This is a genomic window from Amycolatopsis alba DSM 44262, from assembly GCF_000384215.1.
Classification (GTDB): Bacteria; Actinomycetota; Actinomycetes; order Mycobacteriales; family Pseudonocardiaceae; genus Amycolatopsis; species Amycolatopsis alba.
The window spans coordinates 1,075,364-1,091,520 of record NZ_KB913032.1; the positions used below are offsets into that span (position 1 = coordinate 1,075,364).

Below are 16,157 nucleotides of genomic sequence, written 5' to 3' on the forward strand. Positions count from 1 at the left end.
TCCACTTGTCGTTGCTGATCATGAGTATGATTACCCGCCCTCGCCCAAGCTCAATCGACGTGGAGACGCTGCACGAGACGACGGGCGGGCAGGGCCATCGCTCCCAGCCCGATCGACGTCGTGACCTCGTCCGTGGGCGTGACCAGCAGGTGATCGATCTCTTCGACCAGCTTGCCGCATCGCTCCAGCCTCCCTGGATCACCCGAACGAGCCACCTCGGCGAGCGCTTCGAGCAGGTCGCCGACCACTCCGCGCGCGTACTCGCCGGGATGCAGGAACGGCTGCTCGCTTCGGGCCGCTTCGCTCACCGCGTCGATCAGCTGGGCAAGCGGCGGCCACAAGGAGACGAGGTTCTCCAACGGCTCCTCCCTGGCCTCACGCCGTCCGCGGAGGTTCAGGTACCGGCCTTCACGGGTCCAGCCGATCGCGTCCTCCGCCTCCGCGACCAGGCTGCGGACGTCGAGCAGGCGGTCATGCAGCAGGTCGGCCGCCTCGGGCGGTTCGCCGCCCCGGACCAGGGCCGCGGTCTCGCCGAGGACGTCCGCGATCGCCGAGGCCAGCCGGGACGTCGCCGCGCGCAGGCGTTCCCCGTGCAGTGGTGGCAGGACCACCGCGTTCAGCACCGCGCCGATCGCCGCCCCGAGGGCGGTTTCCAGCAACCTGTCCGCGAGCAGGACGGGTTCAGTCGCGCTGCCGTAGGAGATCAGCAGCATGCCGGTGACCCCGACCCACACCCCCGAGTCGCCGAACCCCCGCCACGAGCCGATCAGCAGGCCGCCGAAGACGACCAGCCCGAGCGCGACCGTCACCGACGGGATGAAATGACCCGCTCCCGCCGCGAGCAGCACCCCCACGCTGACCGCGCTGACCTGCTGCGCCCAGCCGCGCAGCGACCAATAGACGGTCGCCTGCACGAGGAACACGGCCGCGTACGGCGCCAGGAAGGGTTGAGGCAACTCGAGGACCGAGGTCGCGACGACCCACGCGATCACCGCCGCAGCCGCCGCCTTCGTGGTCTGGACGAGACTCCGGCGTTCCTCCCCCGGAACGCGGAACACCCTGGTGACCCACCCGAACGGCGCCGTCCAGCGGTTCCGGACGTCACCCATCGCACCTCCTTCGCTTTCCCGAACCGGTTACCCAGGGGCGCCGTCGCGCACACTCGCCGGTTTACGGAGTTCGAGCAGGGGTAGCCGCTAGGGAACCCACCACCGTGAAGGGGCGAGACCTGTGGCACAGCACCGAGAAGACGCGAAAGACGAACAACTGCAAGGAAACCGGGTCGATCCGGACGGAACCGTACTGACGACGCAGCAGGGCGTCCGCGTCGACCACACGGACGACTCGCTGACGGTGGGGAGCCGAGGCCCGACCTTGCTCGAGGACTTCCACGCCCGCGAGAAGATCACGCATTTCGACCACGAGCGCATCCCCGAACGTGTCGTGCACGCGCGTGGTGCGGGTGCCTACGGCTTCTTCGAGGCCTACGATGACGCGCTCGCGGATCTCACGGTCGCCGAATTCCTCACCAGCGGCGAGAAGATCCCAGTGTTCGTGCGGTTCTCCACCGTCGCCGGTTCACGGGGCTCGGCCGACACCGTCCGCGACGTCCGCGGCTTCGCGACAAAGTTCTACACCCGGCAAGGCAACTACGACCTGGTCGGCAACAACATGCCGGTGTTCTTCATCCAGGACGGCATCAAGTTCCCCGACTTCGTGCACGCGGTGAAACCCGAGCCGCACAACGAGATCCCGCAGGCCCAGTCGGCGCACGACACGTTCTGGGACTTCGTCTCACTGCAACCGGAAAGCCTGCACATGGTGCTCTGGCTGATGTCCGATCGCGCACTGCCACGCAGCTACCGGATGATGCAGGGCTTCGGCGTCCACACCTTCCGGCTCGTCAACGCCGAAGGCAAAGGCACCTTCGTGAAATTCCACTGGAAGCCCGTCCTCGGCACGCATTCCCTGGTATGGGACGAATGCCAGAAGATCGCGGGCAAGGACCCCGACTTCAACCGCCGTGACCTGTGGGACGCGATCGAGGCAGGGCAGTACCCGGAATGGGAACTGGGTGTCCAGCTGGTCGACGAGGACGCCGAGCACGACTTCGACTTCGACCTGCTCGACGCGACCAAGATCATCCCGGAGGAACAGGTGCCGGTCCGGCCGGTCGGGCGCATGGTCCTCGACCGCAACCCGGATGACTTCTTCGCCGAGACCGAGCAGATCGCCTTCCACACCGCGAACGTCGTCCCCGGCATCGACTTCACCAACGATCCGCTGTTGCAGGCACGGAACTTCTCGTACCTCGACACCCAGCTGATCCGGCTCGGCGGCCCCAACTTCTCCCAGCTCCCGGTGAACCGGCCGATCGCCCCGGTGCACACGAACCAGCGCGACGGGTACGGACAGCACAAGGTCCACAAGGGACGGACGAGCTATTTCCCGAACTCGCTCGGCGGCGGTTGCCCGGCGATCGCCGATTCGGACATCTTCCGGCACTACACCGAAGCCGTGTCGGGCCACAAGATCCGGGAACGCAGCGAGAGTTTCAAGGACTTCTACAGCCAGGCGACACTGTTCTGGAACAGCATGTCCACGGTCGAACGCGAGCACATCGTCGCCGCGTTCCGGTTCGAACTCGGCAAGGTCGAGGATCGGGAGGTCCGGGCCAGGACGGTCACCGAACTCAACAACGTCGACCACGACCTGGCGGCCAGGGTGGCCGAGGGAGTCGGGGTGACTGTGCCGGCCGCGCCGGCCACTCCGCATCACGACCGCACCTCACCGGCGCTTTCCCAGCTCAATCAGCCCACCGGTGCTGCGACCACCCGGAAGGTAGCCGTACTCGCCGCCGACGGGGTGGACACGATCGGCGTCGGCCGCGTCGTCGAAGCGCTGACCGCGCAAGGCGCGATCGCCGAGATCCTGTCTCCCACCGAGGTCGAACTCCGGCCCGGTGGCGAGGGCGATCCGCTGCGGCCGGACAGGCAGCTCAACACCATGGCCTCGGTCCTCTACGACGCCGTGGTCGTTCCGTGCGGCCCGGCTTCCATCTCCATTCTCGAACGCGACGGTTACGCGGTGCATTTCGTCGCCGAGGCCTACAAGCACGGGAAGCCGGTGGCCGCGTTCGGCTCAGGTTTGGATCTGCTGCGCCGGGCCGGGGTGACCTCGAAGCTGGCCGGCGACGTGGAGACCCTGATCGACCAGGGCGTGGTGACCACGACCGCGGCCGAGTCGAGCCTGCCCGATGGTTTCTTCGCCTCGTTCACCGCGCAACTGGGCGAACACCGCTCCTGGCTGCGGAAGACCGACGCGATCCCCGCCTGACCGGGCGTTCCCGGCTGAGGCTCGCGCTGCGGTGCCTCAGCCGGGCGTCGTCTCCCCACCCGGCGCGGCGATGACCTCGCGAACGTTTGGATCCGCTGCTCGTCGGTGAACTCTTCCGGGGGTGTGCCCGTTCCGCGGATATTCATTGTGGACGCAACGGAGGCCATTGGAAATTCTCCTTGCTCGCGGCCAACGGGCTCCTCCCCCCGGTCTGTCGATCCACAGTTCGCGGTCCTGCCCTGGCTCCACGAACTGCTGACCCCGCAGGAGGTCGGATGACTCCGCCGCCGGGGAACGAGATCGGGAGCTCCCTTGGCCGATCAAGTGGAATGAGGTAGCCGCAGTCCTGATCGAGGAAGCCGGTGGCGTTGGGACGCGACTGCCGTCCCAACGCGCGACCGACCGGCTGGACGCCTTGCTCGACACCGTCGCGAAGTTCTTCTCTGACCGTGTCTTCGGGCCCGACCGCCGATCCACCCTCGAAGCCGATCTCGCGGGCGTCGACGACCGAGCAGCGCGGCAGCTACAACGCATTGGCCGATGACGAGAAGCAGCTACGAGCGAAGCTCTCAGAACTGGATGAGGCCGACAAGGCAGAAACCCCGAGGAATGACGCTCGACGAACTGTCTCTGATCGACGCACTCCCCTGCCTCGCGATGAACCTCGCCAAGGCCCCCGAACAACTTCTGCGGGCACTGTTCGACGCCGTCCAGCTCGCCAACGTGATCCACGACGACGGCGAACATGCGACAATGACGATCAAACTCCCGGCAGACCAGCTGCCCGAGATCACTCAGGCAGCGGAGAGGATCACCGAGCCCATGTTTCCCCAAGACATCCCGGCGCAGCGCGCCGGTTCTGCTTGTGGGGTTGCTGTTGGTGCCCCCGGTGAGATTCGAACTCACACTGGACGGGTTTTGAATCCGTTGCCTCTGCCAGTTGGGCTACGGGGGCGGTGCCGGGTGAACTTTACGGGATCGCGGGAGCGCGCCTTCCGCCGGGCCCGTGAGTGTGACGACCGTCTGACGTGGTGAACGCCATCTAGCCGACTGGATCGTTCCCGGTAGGCTTCAGGTTCGCGGACAGCCCGCGAGTCGAACTGCCCGACGACCTTCAGGAGGACCCCGGTGACCGAGCAGGCTGCCGAGGCCAACGGTGCCGTCGCCGCACCCCAGCGGCGGGTGCTCGTGGCCGAAGATGAGGCCCTCATCCGTCTGGACCTCGTCGAGATGCTCCGCGAAGAGGGCTACGAGGTTGTCGGTGAGGCCGGGGATGGCGAGCAGGCCATCAACCTTGCCACCGAATTGAAGCCCGACCTGGTGATTCTCGACGTCAAGATGCCCAAGCTCGACGGGATCGAGGCTGCTTCCAAGATCACCGGTGACCGGATCGCGCCGGTCGTCATCTTGACCGCGTTCAGCCAGCGTGACCTCGTCGAGCGGGCCAGGGACGCGGGCACGATGGCGTACCTGGTCAAGCCGTTCGCGAAACGCGACCTGGTGCCCGCCATCGAGCTGGCCGTGAGCCGGTTCGCCGAGCTCCAGGCCCTCGAGTCCGAGGTCGCGGGCCTCACGGACCGGCTCGAGACGCGCAAGGTCATCGACCGCGCCAAGGGTCTGCTGATGAGCCGTCAGGGACTCACCGAGCCGGACGCTTTCCGCTGGATACAGCGCACCGCGATGGACCGCCGGACCACGATGAAGGCCGTGGCGGAGGCCGTCGTCGAGAGCATCGGCTGACGAAAAGTCCGGAAAGGCCACCTCCGTCGCCGGAGGTGGCCTTCCTTTTTCACAGGCCGCTTGCTGCCCGCATCACCCAGTAGACGTCGGTGTTCTCGACCGTTCCGCCCAACCGTGCGGAGCCGGGGCCTTCGGCGGTGACCGGGGTGTCGGCGCCGGTGTGGTCGTGGGTCGTCCAGTCCACAGTGAACTGGAGTTTCGAACCCGGTACATCGAACGGACCGTCCTGGTCAGGGTCGGTGTCGTCGGCGTCGTAGTTCTCGATGCTCAGTCCGCCGGTCTCGTGGTCGCCGCCGATGATCACCAGCGTGTCGGGGTGCGCGCGGACGAAGCGCAGGACCTCGGCGATCGTAGCGTCGAGCGCTCGGCCGGCGTCGATCACGCCGTGCGCGTTGTTCTCGTGCGACATCCCGTCGGTCCCCTCTTCCTCCAGAAAGAGGAAGAATCCGCGCGGGTTCTTCGACAGCGTGTCCAGTGCCTTGCGCGCCATTTGCAGGAGCGGCACCCGCGGCGCGTACTTCCCGACGCCGTCGGGGCCGTAATCGACCATGTCCTCGTTCGCGAACAGGCCGAGGATCCGGTTCGCCCGCGTGGTCCGCAGTTCGTCACCGTCGCGCACGTAGGTGTAGCCCGTCCGCTGCGCGCGTTCGACCAGGTTGCCGTAGGGGCTGCGGCTCTCCTCCCCCGGCTTGTCCGGCCAGAGCCCTGGGTTCCCCTTCGGGTACCACCAGTCCTCGCCACCTCCGAGCAGGACGTCCGGGCGGCTGTTCTCGATGTACTGCTTCGCGATGTCGCTCTGCGAATCCCGGCTGGGCACGTGCGCCGCGAAGGCCGCGGGCGAGGCACCCGTCACTTGCGCGGTGGTGACCAGACCGGTCGATTTCCCCGCCCGCTTCGCCCGCTCGAGGATCGTTTCCAGCGGACGCCCGTGGACGTCCACGCCGACGGCGCCGTTCCGTGTCTTGTGACCGGTCGCCAAGGCGGTGGCCGCCGCGGCCGAGTCGGTGACGATCTCGTCCTCGTCTTCGGACGACGTCCGCACGAGACCGGTGGCCGCGAGCCCGTCCATCGCCAGTTCGCCGCGTTTGCCCTTGAGCGCGAGCCGGAGCAGGTCGCGCTGGCCGAGACCGAGACCGTCGCCCTGGATGTAGATGATGTTGCGCGCCGTTCGCGCCCCGGACCCCGCCGTCGTCGTCTCCGCGACGGCGGCCGAGCCACCGCAGAGGACCACCAGAACCGTCGCCGCCGCCAGACCGCGTCCGCGCACATCGCCTCCTATTAGTTAGGAACCTTTCCTAACAGAGAACTCACGCGAAAACCAGAACAGGTCCGGAAGGGATACCCGCGGACGGTGAGATCCAGACCACACGATCGGGTCGTGACGATCTTCGTCCGGCTGGGTCTATGGAGTGTGGAAGCGAAGAGCTTCCACCACAGGCAACGGAATACGAACCGAGGAGATCGCGATGACGAACACCGCCACCACCGCCAAGCCGAACTCGAACTCCGCCGCCCCCGCCGAGAACGGCGCGCTCGTCTCCACCCAGGGCGTCACCACGATCGCCGACACCGTCGTGCAGAAGGTCGCGGGCCTCGCGACCCGTGAGATCGCCGGCGTCCACGCGCTCGGTGGCGGCGCCGTGCGGGCCTTCAACGCGCTGCGCGAGCGCATCCCCGGCGCGACTGCCTCCGCCGGGCAGGGCGTCTCCGTCGAGGTCGGCGAGCGCCAGGCCGCGGTCGACCTGCAGATCGTCGTCGAATACGGCGTCGCGATCGCCGACCTCGCCAAATCGGTGCGCCGCAACGTGATCGGCGCGGTCGAGCAGATGACCGGACTCGAGGTCGTCGAGGTCAACATCAACGTGTCCGACGTGCACATCCCTGGCGACGACGACACCGACGAGCACACCGAATCCGGCCGCGTCCAGTGACCACCGGCGCCGGTCCGCGCCCGACAGCAAGGAGAACGTTCATGAACGCCACCCATCTCGGCCTGTTGACCGGTCTCGTGCTCGGCGTGGCCGGCGCGTTCGGCGGCTTCGGCGCCTTCCTCGTCGTACTCGTCCTCGCCGTCCTCGGCCTGCTGGTCGGCCGGTTCCTCGACGGCAAGCTCGACCTTTCGGCCCTGGCCGGCCGCGACAGGGGCTGACCGCCATGACGACGATGACGGCCGCCGCTCCGGAAACGGACGGGCGCGGCGGGCTGACCGTGGCCGGCGGTGCCGTCGAGCGGATCGCCGCGCAGGCGATCACCGAACTCGACGGCATCGGCGGCGCGGCCTCCCGTGTGCTCGGGATCGCGGTCGGCGGCGAAGACCTCGGCCAGGGCGCCAAGGTGAGCGCGAACGTCACCGGCTCGACGGCCACTTTGGACGTCCGGCTCTCGGTGACGTACCCGCTTTCGGTCCGCGCCACCACCGAAACCGCGCGAGAGCACCTGATCCGCCGTGTCGGCGCACTCTCGGGCCTGACCGTCACGCGGGTCGACATCACCGTCACGGCCCTGCACTCCGCCGCGATCGAAACGAGGAGGGTCCAGTGAAACGACGTCCTCGCCGCAGCTTCCCGGCCGTGCTCGTCGCGCTCGTGGTGCTCGCGGGCTGTGTCCTGGCCGCCGCCGTCGCGGTCCAGACGATCATCGGCGAGAAACCCTGGATCAGCTACGACGCCGTCGCGTCCGCGCTGCACGCCACCCGATGGAGTGATCCGCTCCCGGCGATCGCCGGTGGCGGGGTCGCACTGATCGGCCTGCTGCTCCTCGTGAGCGCTGTCGTCCCAGGGAGGCCGACAGTGCTGCCGCTCGAAGGCGGCACGGATTCCGGCGCCTCCCGGCGCAGCTATCGATCGACCCTGCGCACCGCGGCCTCCACTGTGGACGGTGTCTCGGCGGCGAAGCTGAAGGTCAAGCGGCGCGGGATCGTCTCGGTGGTGACCACCGGGCGGACGAACACCGCGGGACTCGCCGACACCGTCCGCGCGGCCATCGAGCACCGCCTCTCCCAGATCGGTCCTGCCGCCGTCCCCGCCGTGCGGGTCCGGGTCAAGGCCACGAGGAGCGCGTCATGACCGACCTCAACCGTCCCGCCCGGCTGAACCGCACCCTCCTGATCCTGACGGGGCTCGTGCTGCTCGCCGGTGGCGTGTTCGCCGTGGGCACCCATTTCGGCAAGATCCCCCTGCTCGCTCCCGGCACCACGCTCGTACCCGGCACAGCCATGCCGCCCGGCTGGGTCTGGTACGCCGTCGCCGGCGGCGCGGTCGTCGTGGGCCTGCTGACGCTGCGCTGGCTCATCGCGCAGCCGGTCCGCAAACCCCGGTCCCGCACCTGGCACTTCGACCAGGACACCGGCCGGACCGCGCTGGCCGCGAGCACCGCGGTGGAACCGTTCGTGGCGGAGATCGCGACCTATCCCGGCGTCCACGCCGCGCACGCCACGCTGGGCGGCACCCAGGAAGCGCCGGTACTGGCCGTGGTGCTGAGCGCCGAGCAGGACGGCGAGATCGCCGCCATCCGCGAGCGGGTCACCGAGGAGGGCCTGCCGCGGCTGCGTCAGGCGCTGGACCTCGGCGAGCTCCCGATGACCATCGAGTTCCGCTTCTCCGCCAAGGCCGGACCCCGCATCAGTTAGCACCCGTCCGCGCGCTCACCGGCTCCGAACGAATCGTGAGAGGTGTATCGGTGAGGGGAGCTGGGCACGGTGAGTGGTGGCCAAGCGGAGCTGGAAGCAGAACTCGACCGACTGTGCCGCCGGGTCGCCGGCGCCGCGGAAGTCACCCTCGACCTGCGAAACCTTCCCGAACTACGTGATATCCGCTCCGTCATCGCCGATCAGCTCGGCTTCGGCCGCGGCGAGGACGAACCGCTCGGCGCCCTGCTGCTGGTCGTCGACGAGCTGGTGAGCAACGCGTACCGGCACACGGACGGGCCCGTGGAACTGCGCGTCAACCGGCAGGTCCGCAGCTTCCTGGTCGAAGTCGCCGACGACGACCCCGATCTGGAAGCCTTGCGTTCCACCCTCGAAACCGCGCGCTACGGACTCCGTCTGGTGGGCCAGCTTTCCCTCGATTGGGGTTTCCGCGGCGAGCAGGCCGGGAAAACGGTGTGGGCACTGGTTCCCGCCCAGCAGTATTACCAACGTTGAGGAGCACACGCATGTCCACCGTGACCCGAGCCGCCGACACCGTGCTCGACCGCACCCTGCTCGGTTACAGCAGCATCGGGCACTTCCTGCGACGGCGGTGGTGGCCCGAGGACCCCGCGCCGGACGCGCTCACGGGCAAGGTCGCCGTGGTGACCGGCGCGAAGGCGGGCCTGGGCAAGGCGACCGCCATCGGGCTGGCGAAACTGGGGGCGACCGTCCGGATCGCGGTCCGCGGCGACGGGGACGCCGCCCGCGCCGAGATCGAACGTGCCGTGCCCGGCGCGCGGATCGTCGTCGACCAGTGCGACGTCAGCCTGATTTCCTCCGTGCGCGACTACGCGAAAGACCTCGACGGCGAGGTCGACGTCCTCGTGCACAACGCCGGTGTCATGCCGGCCGAGCGCACGGAAACCGCCGAGGGCAACGAGGTCATGCTGGCCACGCACGTACTCGGCCCGCATCTTCTCACCGCGTCGCTCCGGCCGAAGTTCGCCGACGGCGCGCGGGTGATCTGGGTCAGTTCCGGCGGGATGTACGGCCAGCCTCTCCGCACCGACGACCTCCAATACCTCCAGGGCGACTACAAGCCCGCCGCCGGCTACGCGCGCACCAAACGCATGCAGGTGGTGCTCGCCGAACTCTGGGCGGACGAACTGGACGGCTCCGGGATCACCGTGCACAGCGCCCATCCCGGCTGGGCCGACACCCCTGGGGTCGCGACCTCCCTTCCGACGTTCCAGAAGCTGACACGGCCGATCCTTCGCGATCCCGAGCAGGGCGCCGACACCTTCGTCTGGCTCGCCGCGGCCGAGGAACCGGCCCGGTACAACGGGACGTTCTGGCACGACCGGGTCCAGCGACCGACGCATTACCTCTGCAAGACACGGGAAACCGTCGCGCAGCGCCGGGAACTCTGGCAGGCCTGCGGGCGGCTGACCGGTCTCTAGGCGAGGTCGACCATGACGACCGCCGGAACGGTGGGAGCCGGTGAACCTCCGGCGGGTTCGGCGGTGATGCCGACCCGGTCGATCCCGCCCGGCAGGTCCGCGAGGACCGGCCGAGTCCGATGTGGACCGTCGTCGGCCATCAGCCCGGCGGAATGGACGCCGCTCCTTCCGATGAGCCAGACCTGATACGCCTTGCCGGGCGCCAGCGGCGGAAGAGCACCCGCCATCACGACGATCTTGCCCTGACTCCGCGAGGTCACGACCGTGGTCGTCACGGGGCCCTTGACCGTCGAAGCGTCGGGCGCGGTGAGCACCGCGTTCACCGAGGCGAGCTGCTGCTGCGCGGGGTCGGTCCCCGGCTCGGTCGTCGTGGTGACCAGGCCGAACACCAGCGCTCCGACGGCGGCCGCCGCGGCACCCCACAGGGCGACCCGCACCGGCGGCTTCTTCGCGGGCTGCGCTCGCCGCACGGCAGCGACCAGCGGGGGCCACTGCCGGGTCTGTGCCACCTGAGTGAGTGTCGCTTCCCGCAGTCTCTGCGGTGGCACGGTGGTGAGCGCCGTCCCCAGCCGCGCCGCGGTCTCCCGCAGCTCCCGGACTTCCTGTGCGCACGCGGGACAGCCGCGCAGATGCCGTTTGAACGCCGCAGCCTCCTCTTCCGGGACGGCGTCGACGGCGTAAGCCCCGGTCAGTGTGTGCAGTTCCGCGGTCATTGCCCCACCCCCAAGCAGTCACGCAGCCGGATCAGGCCGTCGCGGATGCGGGTCTTCACCGTTCCGGGCGCGGTCTTGAGCACTTCCGCGACTTCCGGGTAGGTGTACCCGTTGTAATAGGCCAGCACCACCGATTCCCGTTGCAGGTCGGTGAGCGCGGACAGGCACTGGCGCACCCGTTGCTGCTCCAGGTTGGTGATCGTCGACTCGGCGACCTCGTCGAACGGCCGCCGGAAATCGAGCCTGCCCGCGCGGTCGTCCCGGTCGAGTGCGGCCTGATGCGAACGCACCCGGTCCACGGCCCGCCGGTGCGCGATGGTGAGCACCCAGGCCAGCGTGCTCCCCTTGCCCGGTTTGAAGCGGGCCGCCGTCCGCCACACCTCCACCAGGACCTCTTGGGTCACTTCCTCGGCGAAGGTGCCGTTGCGGACGACCCTGTTGACCACTCCCCACACCGGGCCCGCCACGACGTCGTACAGATCGGCGAACGCCTGTTCGTCACCGGCCGCGACCCGTTGCATCAGGCTCGCCTCGACCGGCTCCGTTCCGGTGCCGCTTTCGCGCGGACTCGTCCGCACACCCTCGACCATCAAGCTGCCTCCACCTCACCCGACGCCCGGCTACGCGGTTTCCACGGCGTCTGGGAGGTATTCGGTGCCAAGGGCGGCCCGGACTGGTCCGTTCTCAGCCCTGTTCGTCGAGCACCTTGTCCATTGTGGACCGCAGATGCCGCAGAAAGGCCTCGAACCGTTCGATCTCCTCCGCCGGGTACTGCGCGACCAGCGCCGTGAGCCCCGCGCTGAACGGGCCGAAGAACTCACGGGCGGGCCCCTGGATGTCGGGGCCGCTGCGCAGGGTCACTTTCCGCCTGTCGGTGCTTTCCCTGGTCCGCACCACATAGCCGAGGCTCTCCAGCCGGTTCAGCAGGTTCGTGGTCGCGCCGGAGGTCAGCGCGATGCGTTCGCCCAGCCGGGCCGGGGAAAGCGGCGAGCCGGTGTCTTCGGCGTAGAGGATCTCAACCAGCGCGGCGGCGTCGGTGGCGTGCAGGCCGAGCCAGTTCGCGAAACGCCTGGTGAACTCGGTGTAGTTCGCCCCGAAGCCGCGGAGGCCGTCCAGCAGCGACGCACTCCGCGCTGCGAAATCGTCCTCCATCACCCCTCCTCGGATCCGTGCTTTGACAACCTACCGGCCGCAAATATATCTTCATGGTGAAGCTACTTTCTCATGAAGGAGTTGCAGTGCTCCCCGATCCCTTCGCCGCGACGACCCGTGGCATCACCGAGCCCGACCCTGTCCGCCCCGCACTGCGAGCCGCCGGTCCCCTCGTCGAAGTGGCCACCCCGGCGGGCGGAAGCGCGTGGATCGTGACCGAGGAGAAGCTGGCCCGCGAGGTCCTCTCCGACCCCCGGATCGCCAAAGATCCCGCACTGGCCCCCGAAACCTGGACCGGGCTCGAACAAACCGCCGCCGAACAGCCGTCCCTCACCACGTTGGACGGCCCGGACCACACCCTGTTGCGGCGAGCGCACGCCCCGCTTCTGAGCGCCAAACGGATCCAGGCTCAGTCCGACCGGATCCACAAGATCGCGCGTGTCCTGCTGACGGACCTCGGCGACGGAACCATCGACCTCATGGACGGCTTCTCCACCCGCTTCCCGCTCACCGTGCTGCTCGATCTGCTCGGTATCCCGCTCCACCTGCTCGACGCCGCCGTCGACGCCTGCCGCCGCATGTCCGACCCCGAACCGGGCGCGCAGGGCAAGGCCATCGCCGCGATCGCGGACCTCGCCGCCGCTGGGCTGACGCCGAACCGGAGCGGGCTCGCGAAGGAATTGCGCGACAACCTCCCGCCAGGGACGTCCGAAAACGACCTGCGGTATCACCTGTTCGCGTTGATCTTCGCCGGACAGCTGACCACCGACGCGTCCATCGGCTTCCTGATCGCGCGGCTCCTCGACGGCGACACCACCCCCGAGAGCCACCTGGTCCGTGAAACCCTCCGGGTGCATCCGCCCGCGCCGTTCACGCTCTGGCGGTTCACCACCACGGCGATCGAACTCGCCGGGATCCGGCTCCCCGCCGGGGCCCCGGTGCTCGTCGACATCCAGGGCATCAACACCGACCCGGCCAGGAAACCGGGCCCGGATCTGACCTTCGGCGCCGGTCCGCATTTCTGCGTCGGCGCCCAGCTCGCGCAGCTCGAACTGCGCGCGGTGGCGACTGTCCTTCGCACGGACTTCCCCAGAGCGCGGCTCGCCGTCCCTTACGCCGAACTCCGGCAGACGTTCCTCGGCGGCATCCAGGGCACGCGACTCACCGAACTGCCGGTGCTCCTGCACTGAAAAAACGGGCCGGGGCAGTCACTGCCCCGGCCCGGAAGGGTTCCGCTACTTCTTGAAGGTGTCGCGGAGCTTGTCCGCCGCGTCACCGACGGCGTCCTTCACGTTCTCGACGGCGCCCTTGAGACCGGCCTTCGCCTGGTCCGCCTGGCCTTCCGTACGAAGTTCCTCGTTGCCGGTGGCGTCGCCGGCGGCCTCCTTGGCCTTACCGCCGAGCTCTTCGGCCTTGTTGCTGATCTTGTCGCCCAACGACATCGGGTCCTCCTCCGTCTGTGGCGCGCGGATCGTGCGCCTTACCCTCGAAGGACAAGCGAAGATCGGGATTCGTCACGCGCACGGACGGGTGATCACGCTCACCCCACGCGCCAGGGCATGTGCTGGAGCGTCCAGGTGTTGCCGTCCGGGTCGCTGAAAGCCGCGTAGAAGACGCCGCCCATGTCCTCGACCGGCCCGACTTCGGTACCCCTGGCGATGAGCGCGGCCCTGGCCTCCTCGATGTCGGCGACCACGAGGTGCAGCCCGCGCAGGGTGCCGACCGGCATGTCGAGGGACGCGATCCCGGCGGCCAAGGTGATCGAGCAGGCCGAACCGGGCGGGGTGAGCTGGACGATCCGGACACCGTCGGCGGGCCGCACGTCGACGTCGAGGTGGAAGCCGAGCCGCTCGGTGTAGAACTCCTTCGCCCGGTCGATGTCGCTGACCGGCACCGGGACGAGTTCGAGCAGGAACGTCCCCGGCGGGACCGGGGGCGCGGGCTGGGTATCGGTCACGGACGTTCCTTTCACCGGATGGAGCTCACTCGAGCAGGGATGCCACCGCCGCGGCGAACGCTTCGGGGGCCTCCTGGGGAACGTTATGCCCGACCCCCGACAGAACCCGGTGCTCGTACGGCCCGGTGAAGTACTCGCGGTCGCCCTCCGCGCTGGGCCCGCCGATGCCGTCGTCCCCGCTTTCCAGCACGACCGTCGGCACCGTGATGGCCGGTTCCTGCGCGATCAGGTCTTCGAGCGCCTGGTACCGCGGATCTCCTTCCGCCAGGCCGAAGCGGTGCCGGTAGGAGTGGATGACGACGTCGACGAAGTCGGGGTTGTGGAGGCTGGGGGCGCTCGCCGGGAACGCCGCGTCTGCGCCGGCCCAGGTCGGTGACCAGGTGCGCCACAACAGGGCGCACAGCTCTTCACGGTTCTCCGCCAGCCCGCGGCGGCCGCGCTCGGAGTGGAAATAAAATTGGTACCAGTACGTGCGTTCCCATTCGGGTGGCGCCGGTTCGCCCGAGCAGGCGAGGTTTTGGACGTTGTAGCCGTCCACCGAGACCAGCCCGCGCACACGCTCGGGCCGGAGCGCGGCCGCGATGCACGCCGCGCGGCCACCCCAGTCGTATCCGGCGACGACGGCGTTCTCCAGCCCCAGCGCGTCCATGAAGTCGAGCAGGTCCTGCGCGAGCGCGGCCTGCTGCCCGGAGCGTGGTGTGGCGTCGTCGAGGAACTGCGTCCCCCCGAACCCGCGGAGATACGGGACGTACACCGAGGCGCCACCGGCCGCGAGGATCGGCGCGACCTCGTCGTAGGCCCGCACGTCGTAGGGGAAACCGTGGAGCAGGATCACCGGTGGCCCGCCCGCCTCGCCGGCGTGCTCGTACTCGATCTCCAGCACCGGCGTGGTGACGCGTTCCAGGCCCATCAGCCGGACCAGCCGCTCAATCGCGACAGAAGCCGTTCCAGGACCTCGGGATCGGCGCCGACGGGCTCGCCGGAGACGGGTTCGTCCACCAGGGTCCGGCGGTCACCGCGCCGCGGCAGCCGAACCTGTCCGGCGGACAGGCCACCGGGCAGCGGCAGCTCACACCAAAGGGTCACGCCGCCGGTCTGGCTCGGCGCCACCCCGGTCCGTTCACCCGGCGCGGGGGTCGGCACGGGAAGCCCGTCCAGTTCGTGGTCGACCTCGATGACCAGCACGTCCGATTGCAGGCGCAATCTCAGCGTCAGGAACGGCGGCTCCTTCGGATCGGCGGCGTCGACCAGCGTGCCCACCAATCTGGCGGCGGCGGTCTTCGCCTGATCGAGCAACGGCCGCAAGGACCAATCCGACAAGATGAGACGGACGAAGAGCTCGGAGCACAACACCGCGTTCGGTTGTGCCACCAGCCGGAGGTCGTCCACCTGGGAGGTGCGCGCGCTCAAACCAAGGCCTTCCTCGTTGACGTGCGAGCGTGCATCATGCCACTCCATCCGGTGACAGACTCCGTCCGCCTCGTCCAAGCCTTTGGTCCAGTGGAGTGACATGACTTTGGCTCTGTGCGCCGGACCAAAAGACGCGCAGAGTGGTCTGCGTGAGCATCGCCTTCCTGATCACCACGCTGATCGTGGTCGCCACACCCGGCACCGGCGTGGTCTACACCTTGTCCGCCGGGCTGGCCCGCGGGAGACGCGCGAGTGTCATCGCCGCGACCGCCTGCACCCTCGGCATCATCCCGCATATGATCGCCGCGATCACCGGCCTCGCGGCGCTGCTGCACGCGAGCGCGGTCGCGTTCGAAATCATCAAGTACCTCGGCGTGGCCTACCTGCTCTACATGGCGTGGGCGACGCTGAGGGACCGTGAGGCGATCGTCGTGGACAGCGATCCCGAACCGGCCTCGACGCTGCGGACGATCACCTCCGGCGTGCTGATCAACGTCCTGAACCCGAAGCTGACGCTGTTCTTCTTCGCGTTCCTGCCCCAGTTCGTCCCGGCGGGAGAGCCCGGTTCCATTCCCCGGATGCTGCTGCTGAGCGGGGTGTTCATGCTGGCGACGTTCGTGGTGTTCAGCGTGTACGGCGTCCTCGCCGCCGGGGTGCGTCACCACGTCCTTTCCCGGCCGCGCGTGCTCGCCTGGACGCGGCGGGTCTTCGCCGGTTCCTTCGCCGCGCTCGGCGCCAAACTCGCGTTCACCACCCAGTAG

At 68.8% G+C, this 16,157-nt stretch carries 20 protein-coding genes and 1 tRNA gene; 11 read left to right on the top strand and 10 right to left on the bottom strand.

Annotation, left to right across the window (positions count from 1 at the left end; all coding sequences use genetic code 11):
• Positions 1-50: 50 nt before the first annotated feature.
• Positions 51-1,109 carry an FUSC family protein gene (locus AMYAL_RS0104855; protein WP_020630189.1) on the bottom strand — a complete coding sequence of 353 codons (1,059 nt, stop codon included), beginning with the start codon at positions 1,107-1,109 and terminating at the stop codon, positions 51-53.
• Between the two features lie 121 nt (positions 1,110-1,230).
• Between AMYAL_RS0104855 and AMYAL_RS0104860 the strand changes: the two genes are divergently transcribed.
• A complete protein-coding gene (locus AMYAL_RS0104860) occupies positions 1,231-3,336 on the top strand; it encodes a catalase (RefSeq protein WP_020630190.1) in 2,106 nt (701 codons plus the stop codon).
• A gap of 878 nt (positions 3,337-4,214) precedes the next feature.
• Here AMYAL_RS0104860 and AMYAL_RS0104865 read toward each other — a convergent pair.
• Positions 4,215-4,291, bottom strand: a tRNA-Leu gene (locus AMYAL_RS0104865).
• 173 nt (positions 4,292-4,464) lie between these two features.
• Between AMYAL_RS0104865 and AMYAL_RS0104870 the strand changes: the two genes are divergently transcribed.
• Positions 4,465-5,076, top strand: coding sequence for an ANTAR domain-containing response regulator (locus AMYAL_RS0104870; protein ID WP_005157321.1), 612 nt, complete (start codon positions 4,465-4,467; stop codon positions 5,074-5,076).
• Between the two features lie 49 nt (positions 5,077-5,125).
• Here the strand turns inward: AMYAL_RS0104870 and AMYAL_RS0104875 are convergent, their stop codons facing one another.
• On the bottom strand, positions 5,126-6,343 hold the full coding sequence (locus AMYAL_RS0104875) for an alkaline phosphatase (protein ID WP_020630191.1): 1,218 nt from the start codon (positions 6,341-6,343) through the stop codon (positions 5,126-5,128).
• 199 nt (positions 6,344-6,542) lie between these two features.
• Between AMYAL_RS0104875 and AMYAL_RS0104880 the strand changes: the two genes are divergently transcribed.
• From AMYAL_RS0104880 to AMYAL_RS0104910, 7 genes are all read left to right on the top strand, one after another.
• Positions 6,543-7,007: an Asp23/Gls24 family envelope stress response protein gene (locus AMYAL_RS0104880; protein ID WP_020630192.1), complete on the top strand. Its 465-nt coding sequence runs from the start codon at positions 6,543-6,545 to the stop codon at positions 7,005-7,007.
• Between the two features lie 41 nt (positions 7,008-7,048).
• Positions 7,049-7,225: a hypothetical protein gene (locus AMYAL_RS49830; protein WP_005154991.1), complete on the top strand. Its 177-nt coding sequence runs from the start codon at positions 7,049-7,051 to the stop codon at positions 7,223-7,225.
• Positions 7,226-7,230: 5 nt separating this feature from the next.
• On the top strand, positions 7,231-7,617 hold the full coding sequence (locus AMYAL_RS0104890; protein WP_020630193.1) for an Asp23/Gls24 family envelope stress response protein: 387 nt from the start codon (positions 7,231-7,233) through the stop codon (positions 7,615-7,617).
• On the top strand, positions 7,614-8,141 hold the full coding sequence (locus AMYAL_RS0104895; RefSeq protein WP_020630194.1) for a DUF6286 domain-containing protein: 528 nt from the start codon (positions 7,614-7,616) through the stop codon (positions 8,139-8,141). The genes AMYAL_RS0104890 and AMYAL_RS0104895 overlap by 4 nt, the downstream gene beginning before the upstream one ends.
• Positions 8,138-8,704, top strand: coding sequence for an alkaline shock response membrane anchor protein AmaP (locus tag AMYAL_RS0104900; protein ID WP_020630195.1), 567 nt, complete (start codon positions 8,138-8,140; stop codon positions 8,702-8,704). The genes AMYAL_RS0104895 and AMYAL_RS0104900 overlap by 4 nt, the downstream gene beginning before the upstream one ends.
• Positions 8,705-8,773: 69 nt before the next feature.
• Positions 8,774-9,217: an ATP-binding protein gene (locus AMYAL_RS0104905; protein ID WP_020630196.1), complete on the top strand. Its 444-nt coding sequence runs from the start codon at positions 8,774-8,776 to the stop codon at positions 9,215-9,217.
• An 11-nt stretch (positions 9,218-9,228) separates the two neighbouring features.
• A complete protein-coding gene (locus AMYAL_RS0104910) occupies positions 9,229-10,164 on the top strand; it encodes an SDR family NAD(P)-dependent oxidoreductase (protein ID WP_020630197.1) in 936 nt (311 codons plus the stop codon).
• Here the strand turns inward: AMYAL_RS0104910 and AMYAL_RS0104915 are convergent.
• From AMYAL_RS0104915 to AMYAL_RS0104925, 3 genes are all read right to left on the bottom strand, one after another.
• Positions 10,161-10,877 carry an anti-sigma factor gene (locus AMYAL_RS0104915; protein ID WP_020630198.1) on the bottom strand — a complete coding sequence of 239 codons (717 nt, stop codon included), beginning with the start codon at positions 10,875-10,877 and terminating at the stop codon, positions 10,161-10,163. The two genes, AMYAL_RS0104910 and AMYAL_RS0104915, sit on opposite strands and share 4 nt — an antisense overlap.
• Entirely contained in the window at positions 10,874-11,467 is a 594-nt protein-coding gene (sigK, locus tag AMYAL_RS0104920) for an ECF RNA polymerase sigma factor SigK (protein ID WP_020630199.1), read from the bottom strand. Before sigK ends, AMYAL_RS0104915 begins: the two co-directional genes overlap by 4 nt.
• 94 nt (positions 11,468-11,561) lie before the next feature.
• A complete protein-coding gene (locus AMYAL_RS0104925; RefSeq protein ID WP_020630200.1) occupies positions 11,562-12,029 on the bottom strand; it encodes a MarR family winged helix-turn-helix transcriptional regulator in 468 nt (155 codons plus the stop codon).
• A gap of 86 nt (positions 12,030-12,115) precedes the next feature.
• Between AMYAL_RS0104925 and AMYAL_RS0104930 the strand changes: the two genes are divergently transcribed.
• Positions 12,116-13,219 carry a cytochrome P450 gene (locus AMYAL_RS0104930; RefSeq protein ID WP_020630201.1) on the top strand — a complete coding sequence of 368 codons (1,104 nt, stop codon included), beginning with the start codon at positions 12,116-12,118 and terminating at the stop codon, positions 13,217-13,219.
• A 45-nt stretch (positions 13,220-13,264) separates the two neighbouring features.
• Here the strand turns inward: AMYAL_RS0104930 and AMYAL_RS0104935 are convergent, their stop codons facing one another.
• The 4 genes from AMYAL_RS0104935 to AMYAL_RS0104950 form a co-directional block, all read right to left on the bottom strand.
• Entirely contained in the window at positions 13,265-13,471 is a 207-nt protein-coding gene (locus AMYAL_RS0104935; protein ID WP_020630202.1) for a CsbD family protein, read from the bottom strand.
• Positions 13,472-13,569: 98 nt separating this feature from the next.
• Positions 13,570-13,986, bottom strand: a complete 417-nt coding sequence (locus AMYAL_RS0104940) for a VOC family protein (RefSeq protein ID WP_020630203.1) — start codon at positions 13,984-13,986, stop codon at positions 13,570-13,572.
• 25 nt (positions 13,987-14,011) lie between these two features.
• Positions 14,012-14,896 carry an alpha/beta fold hydrolase gene (locus AMYAL_RS0104945; RefSeq protein ID WP_020630204.1) on the bottom strand — a complete coding sequence of 295 codons (885 nt, stop codon included), beginning with the start codon at positions 14,894-14,896 and terminating at the stop codon, positions 14,012-14,014.
• Positions 14,896-15,396, bottom strand: a complete 501-nt coding sequence (locus AMYAL_RS0104950) for a hypothetical protein (RefSeq protein WP_026466755.1) — start codon at positions 15,394-15,396, stop codon at positions 14,896-14,898. Before AMYAL_RS0104950 ends, AMYAL_RS0104945 begins: the two co-directional genes overlap by 1 nt.
• A gap of 149 nt (positions 15,397-15,545) precedes the next feature.
• Between AMYAL_RS0104950 and AMYAL_RS0104955 the strand changes: the two genes are divergently transcribed.
• On the top strand, positions 15,546-16,157 hold the full coding sequence (locus tag AMYAL_RS0104955) for a LysE family translocator (RefSeq protein WP_026466756.1): 612 nt from the start codon (positions 15,546-15,548) through the stop codon (positions 16,155-16,157).